General features: G+C 46.1%; 5 protein-coding genes and 1 pseudogene. All 6 read right to left on the reverse strand.

The features are described from left to right. Positions 1-115 precede the first annotated feature (115 nt). Entirely contained in the window at positions 116-736 is a 621-nt protein-coding gene (locus tag QVD32_RS12475) for a hypothetical protein (RefSeq protein WP_218457907.1), read from the reverse strand. Positions 737-769: 33 nt separating this feature from the next. Continuing rightward, a complete protein-coding gene (locus QVD32_RS12480; RefSeq protein ID WP_287710300.1) occupies positions 770-1870 on the reverse strand; it encodes a hypothetical protein in 1101 nt (366 codons plus the stop codon). Between the two features lies 1 nt (position 1871). Beyond that, positions 1872-2897, reverse strand: a complete 1026-nt coding sequence (locus tag QVD32_RS12485) for an ATP-dependent Clp protease proteolytic subunit (protein ID WP_287710301.1) — start codon at positions 2895-2897, stop codon at positions 1872-1874. Between the two features lie 61 nt (positions 2898-2958). Further along, on the reverse strand, positions 2959-3312 hold the full coding sequence (locus tag QVD32_RS12490; protein ID WP_287710302.1) for a hypothetical protein: 354 nt from the start codon (positions 3310-3312) through the stop codon (positions 2959-2961). A 157-nt stretch (positions 3313-3469) separates the two neighbouring features. Further along, a complete protein-coding gene (locus tag QVD32_RS12495; RefSeq protein WP_287710303.1) occupies positions 3470-4054 on the reverse strand; it encodes a hypothetical protein in 585 nt (194 codons plus the stop codon). Between the two features lie 671 nt (positions 4055-4725). Further along, positions 4726-5711 (reverse strand): annotated as a pseudogene (locus tag QVD32_RS12500) (hypothetical protein); the annotation flags it as partial.

Here is a 5711-nt window from a genome sequence, read left to right on the forward strand (position 1 = left end):
GAGTTAAAACTCCCTGTTTATAGGGCTTAGCAGAGTTTTATATCTGAAAAAGCCCTATTTTGTAGGGGTGGGAAACTTTAGTAACTAATGACTATGAAACACTTTGACGGAGGCATTAGCTGCCACCACCGCCCTCCACAGGGTCAACCCACTCGGAGCCATCGAGACCGCTGATGTCGCCCTCGTCAGTCTCCAACTTGCCCACATAGAACGGAGCAGGTACCACGTCGGTCGCCTCCACGCTGAGGGTAGAGGTCACGGCGTCGGTAGCACCAGCACCACTGCTCTGTGCGAATGTTGACTTGGTTGGGAACATCTCGCAACCGAGGATGCGGAAACGACCGTTAGGCATCTGCTGGGCGTAAATCAACTCATCGTTAACCGCCATGCCGCCGAAGCCTGTGATGTCTGCATCCATGCCACCGATGATGTACTCTGCCTTGTTGAGGAAGGTAGCAGATGGAGCCTCGCCCTGTGTCTCGGAGCTGATGTTTGACTTGAGAGCCACGAGGTCAACCACATGCCACTTGGCATCTGCTGCGAGCGTGAAGCTGCCCTTGTATGTTACGAGGGCAGTCATGTCGGTTGCTTTCTCCTCCAGGGTAGTTGGTAACTTAGGCCATTTGAGAATCTGGGATGCCAGAATGGCTAAGAACTTAGGGCGAATGCCAGGAGTAATGCGTACTCCTGGACATTTCTTGACTGATTTATATAAATCTTTTGTTGTGCAAACCATAATTTAGTCTCCTATATATAATAAGGTGAAAGTTTATTCTTTGCCCTCGCCATCATCAACAGGGTCGCTGCTACCACTCACAGTATTGCTCCCTTTTGCGGTGGCAGACTTTTGGATAAGAGGCTTGCTGCCATCGTCAGTGACGAACAGGGCGCGCTCCTTGTTGATGCTCTCATACTGAACACCAAGAATTTTGGCGGCAGCATAAGTGAGTTGCCAAGAGTCATACTTGCCAACCTCCACTTTTTCTGCGTCGCTGTTGATAGCCTCGTTGACACCCACAAGCATATTGCTCTTTGTGGTCAACTGGAAGAAAGGAGCATCCTTCTTGTTGCCGAGAACAGCAAACTCCACATTCTCAAAACCGATTACGTTGTTATGGTCGTACTTGGTGTTGTATGGAATGGAACCGAATCGCTTCTCGAAAGCCTTGTTGTAGAGATTGACGAATGTCTGAGGGACATAGAGGTAGAGTTTCTCCTCGTTCATCAGCTCATCGTCTGCAGCCTCGCAGATGCCTTGGGCAAAATCGACGGCATTATCTGAGTTGATAGTCTGATTATCGCCAAGGATGTCAGAAACCTTGACGAGGTTGCCGAGGTCAGCCGAGAGCTTGTTGTTGGTCAGCTCTGCTTTGGCGATGGTGTCGAAACCATAGAAGAGGTCAACGGACTTGTCGCCACTTGCATTGCGAACTGCTTTGAAGAGTGCCTGGTCGAGATGCTTTCCAAGTCTCAAGGCAATGAGCTGGAGAACTTGGAGGGCGATTGGCACATTCTTGAGAGCCTCGCCATTCAAGGTGTTGGCACCCCAAACTGTAGAATAGACTGAGTTTGGTGAGAATGGAACTGTGACATTACCCAAGAAGACTTCGAGGGTACGTGGTACAATTTTTACACCTGCATCCGTCTTGCGTGTCTCGTTGTATGGACCGAACTGAGCATCTGCGATGAGCTCACCAACAGTCTCGGATGCTCTGATGCCTGGTCGGAGTGTCATGTACTTCAAAGACTTTGCCATACCATGCGTTGGCATCTTAATCAAGTCTTTGCGATAGGTTTGAGCAGTCTTCTGCAGTACAACATCGACATCGGCAGGCACTGCAAACTTGTTTTCTTCTGTAATCTTACCCATATTAAACAAACTGTTTTAAAGCGTTAGCAACTGCGATAGGATCATAATCGGTAGCCTTGGTATCCTCCACAGCTGTAGAGGTGCTACCACCTGGCTCTTCCTCCAGATCCTTCACTTTATCCTTCAGGTCGTCTCTCTCCTTTTCGAGGTCCTTGACCTTATCTTCCAAAGCCTTCTTCTCATCCTTGGCCTTGGCGAGTGCCTCGTCCTTGTCATGGATGGAGTCGGCATCGGCAGCCATCTTATCCTCAATCTTCTGCATCTGCTCCTTGGAGATGGTGCAGTCGTTTGCGGAATCCTCTGCCTCAATGCCCTCGATGTTGAGAACATTGTTAATGTGAGTCCATTTCTTGATCATGTCTATAATATTATTATGTGGTTTGTCTTTGCCAAACAAGCGGTCTAAGAAGCCAGTTTTCTTCTCGTACCAGGAATTGACGACCTCGGGCAATACAGGGAGGTTGTTGTATTTGATGAAGTCTTGTGTCTGCTCGGTAATCTCGGCAGGCTTGCCGTCCATCGCCTCGTCAACGAAGCCAAGCTCGATGCACTCATCGACGGTATGCCAGAGAGCCTCGGACATCACCTTGACGATGTCCTCATGCTTCTTGCCCGAGCGGTCGCAGTAAACGTTGGCGATGATGTTGTCTATCTTCTGCTGGTTCTCCTGTTGTTTCTGAAGTTGTTCGATAAGAGATCCAATCTCTTCTTCGTTGAGTGCTGACCAGACAAACTGCTCTGTTGAGCATTTGTGGACGAGAAGCAAAGTGTATTTGCTCATGCGGATTTTGTTGGCACCCATTGCACAGATTGTGGCAGCGGAAGCAGAGAAGCCAGCTTGAAAGTCAACGGTAACATCACCATGTGACTTGAACATCTGGCAGATGGCGAGACCGGCAGAAACTTCTCCGCCAAGCGAGTCGATGGAGACATCTACATGCTTGCCTTTATTGTCATTGAGAATGTCGTGGACCATTCTCTTAGTCCACGACCCAATGTAGCCAGTGATTGATATTTGATATTTCATATAGCTTTGCGAATAAGAACACTGCAAAGTTATATAATAGGAGGGAAGAATAAAAAAACTTTTATTCGATGATTTGGAGCGGTTTTATCACATCAGACCATGTCACGGTATAGGTGATGAGTGAACTGTCGGTGTGCGAGCTCGGCATAAGCTCGGAGCGAGTGAGGACAGGAAACGGGCGATGGTCGCGCCCGATGAGGTATCGGCACCCATCGGCGGTTGTCACCCTGTATGCGAGTGGTATGTCGTCAGAATTAATTTGCTCACACGACTTGAAGGTGAGTTTCGACGTGAAAATACGAACCTTAGACTCTACTTTGTCGGAGATTTCACAACTTGACGGATTTTTGCACTGAATCTGTCTAAACTCGACATCCTGTGGAAGAATGCAAAGATGACGGGCTGGGAAGATCACACTCTTGAGTTTCTCTGCCTCAGCCGCCTCTATTTTGATGATGTTTTTGATGTATGCCATAAGCTTTGAAATATTTCTAAGTTGTTCGGACTTGTTCGTGGTTGTTTGGATATTTCGGTTTTGTTCGGAGTTGTTCGCAGCGACGGAAAATTTTGTGCTAACATTTACTAAATCTTGTTGTAGAATTTAAAATAACGCCTTTTTTTGCGTGTTGATCACGCATTCTGTAGAAGCATTGACGCACAGTATCCTCATAATCGATACCAATACCATGCTGCTCGCACCATGCAGAAATGATGGAAGATAGGCGACATGAACGGTCAGCGATATCCTTGAGCGAAGCCCAGAGATCCATCTTAAAGAGGTCGATGATGACCTCCTTGATGGCACGTCTTGCTCGAGGACCGAGATAACAGTACTCTCGCACAGGTTTAGCCTTGGAGTCAGGGAGCATGATAGCGAGATATTCATCAGGATGAGTGAGCCAACGGCTCTCCTCGAACTCCTTATCCTTAAATATATGAGAAGCACTCTGATGAAGCTTTGTGGAGTCTGCAGCCTCCTGCTCTGTTTGACTCTCCTGTTCAACAAGTGAGAGTTTTGCCGATGGAGGTTTAGTGGTGAACTTGCGGATCACCGCCACCTCATTGCCACCGACAGGAAAGATGACAGGGGTGCCATAGGCATGATATGCCCATTGCCTGATGTGAGTGGGAATTTTAATATAAACGACTGGATTCATATATATATGCGTTTTTTGCGGCAAAGATACGAAGAATTTTTGAGAATACTAAAGATAATCAGTAAAAACTAACTTTTATAAGTAAAGTTGGTGTGATATAATTTCGTCCGAAAAGTTTGTATTTTTGTATCATGCAAACTTGGCTTTGTAAGTAGCTGATAATCAGCGTATTTTGTATGATACAATTTTGTGATACAGAAAATGTAACACTTTCGATTTTGTTACATAGACAAATCGCGGAGTTAATAACCAGTATTAGAATGGGCTTGTTACAAACTTGAAAATTTTTGTAAAGTAGTTGTAACGCAACTTTGTAAACACCGCAAATGTGGCTTTACTCACTATCTATCAGTTATTTATCTTTTTGCCAACATTCTGTTACAGAGTTACAAAGGATTTGTATAAAATAAAAGAAAGGGGTGTGGGGAAAACGACGGCATGGGCGTGAAAATAGAGTAGGGGAGACGGTCAGAACGACTGGTGAGGAGGTCCTGGCCAAAGAAAAAGGGAGCGATGGGCCAATGCTCACCGCTCCCTCGTAACATGGGAAAAGAATTATAAAATCAGCAAAATTTGCTTGAAAATTTAGCTCAAAATATTTGCATAATTCAGATATTTTTTGTACCTTTGCACTATAACTTGGGGCTATCTATTCTTTTATTTATAGATGGTCAGAAAGGGTCAGTACATCCACCTGCGTCTGTCATGTTGAAAGGAATGGTGGGTTGTATATCACCTTGGTTTGCTTGAGTATCCTCTTTTTTAACATCACTCTTTTTGCTTCTGAGATAAATCATCTCAACAGGGCTGCCATCTGGATTGGCCGGATCGCGTCTGATGATGCGATGCTGGCTGTTGCAGAGATCCTCTGGGTTCAGCTCTTTGATGTAAGGACACAACTCAACGAACGCCTTCAGCTTCTTGGTGAAGCTCTGAGTTGTCGCCTTGTTGATGCCAGAGAATTGCTTGAAGTCGTTGAAAGCACGCTCTCTCACGATGAATTTGTCGAGTCGCTCGCTCTCCTCTGAGAAGTAAGTAGCAGCCCAATCCTCGAAGTTTACGCCCATGTCAGCCTTGAACTTACGCTTGATGATGTTATCCATCGGTGGCATGATCTTGATGGGTTCATTGGCCAAGGAGAGGTAAAAACGGCAGCACTGCAGGAAAAAATTGATGTCCGCATTCCATTCATCCTCGGTGTATGTCTTTGAGAACAGATCCTCGTCGAAGTCATCACGGATGCTACGTGTCTCCTGGTAGTCGTTTTCTTCTGTGCGCTGGTGGTAATAGTCTGAGAACACCATATAGAGCAATCTTGCTTCTGAGGATGGGTCGAAGTCTGCAGGCACATAATTAGTGGTGAAAGCAATCTTCGGACTATCCTCAAAAGGAATCGTGAAGCTTTGGTTATTCTTAGGGTTTACTGTCATATCTGAAGTAATGTTGTCGTAAAAGAGACCTGTGTTGAGATATCGGTCGCAGTCATCAAGCAACAGCATTTGAGTGTGCTGGGTAACCTGGTCGAAGACATGAGGGTTGTCCATCAGCTTCGGGTTGCGCCCGGAAAGTTTAACAGTCTTCATCAGCAAGGAGAGGGTCTTGAAGAAGAAACTCTTGCCGGAACGACCGTTGCACTCGTTATTCTCGCCGATTTTAT

It is taken from the genome of Barnesiella sp., assembly GCF_022723415.1.
GTDB classification, from domain to species: domain Bacteria; phylum Bacteroidota; class Bacteroidia; order Bacteroidales; family Barnesiellaceae; genus Barnesiella; species Barnesiella intestinihominis.

Excerpts from the sequence above, each read along its gene's own strand:
- QVD32_RS12475 (WP_218457907.1), bottom strand. The coding sequence starts at position 736 with ATGGTTTGCACAACAAAAGATTTATATAAATCAGTCAAGAAATGTCCA.
- QVD32_RS12480 (WP_287710300.1), bottom strand. The coding sequence starts at position 1,870 with ATGGGTAAGATTACAGAAGAAAACAAGTTTGCAGTGCCTGCCGATGTC.
- QVD32_RS12485 (WP_287710301.1), bottom strand. The coding sequence starts at position 2,897 with ATGAAATATCAAATATCAATCACTGGCTACATTGGGTCGTGGACTAAG.
- QVD32_RS12495 (WP_287710303.1), bottom strand. The coding sequence starts at position 4,054 with ATGAATCCAGTCGTTTATATTAAAATTCCCACTCACATCAGGCAATGG.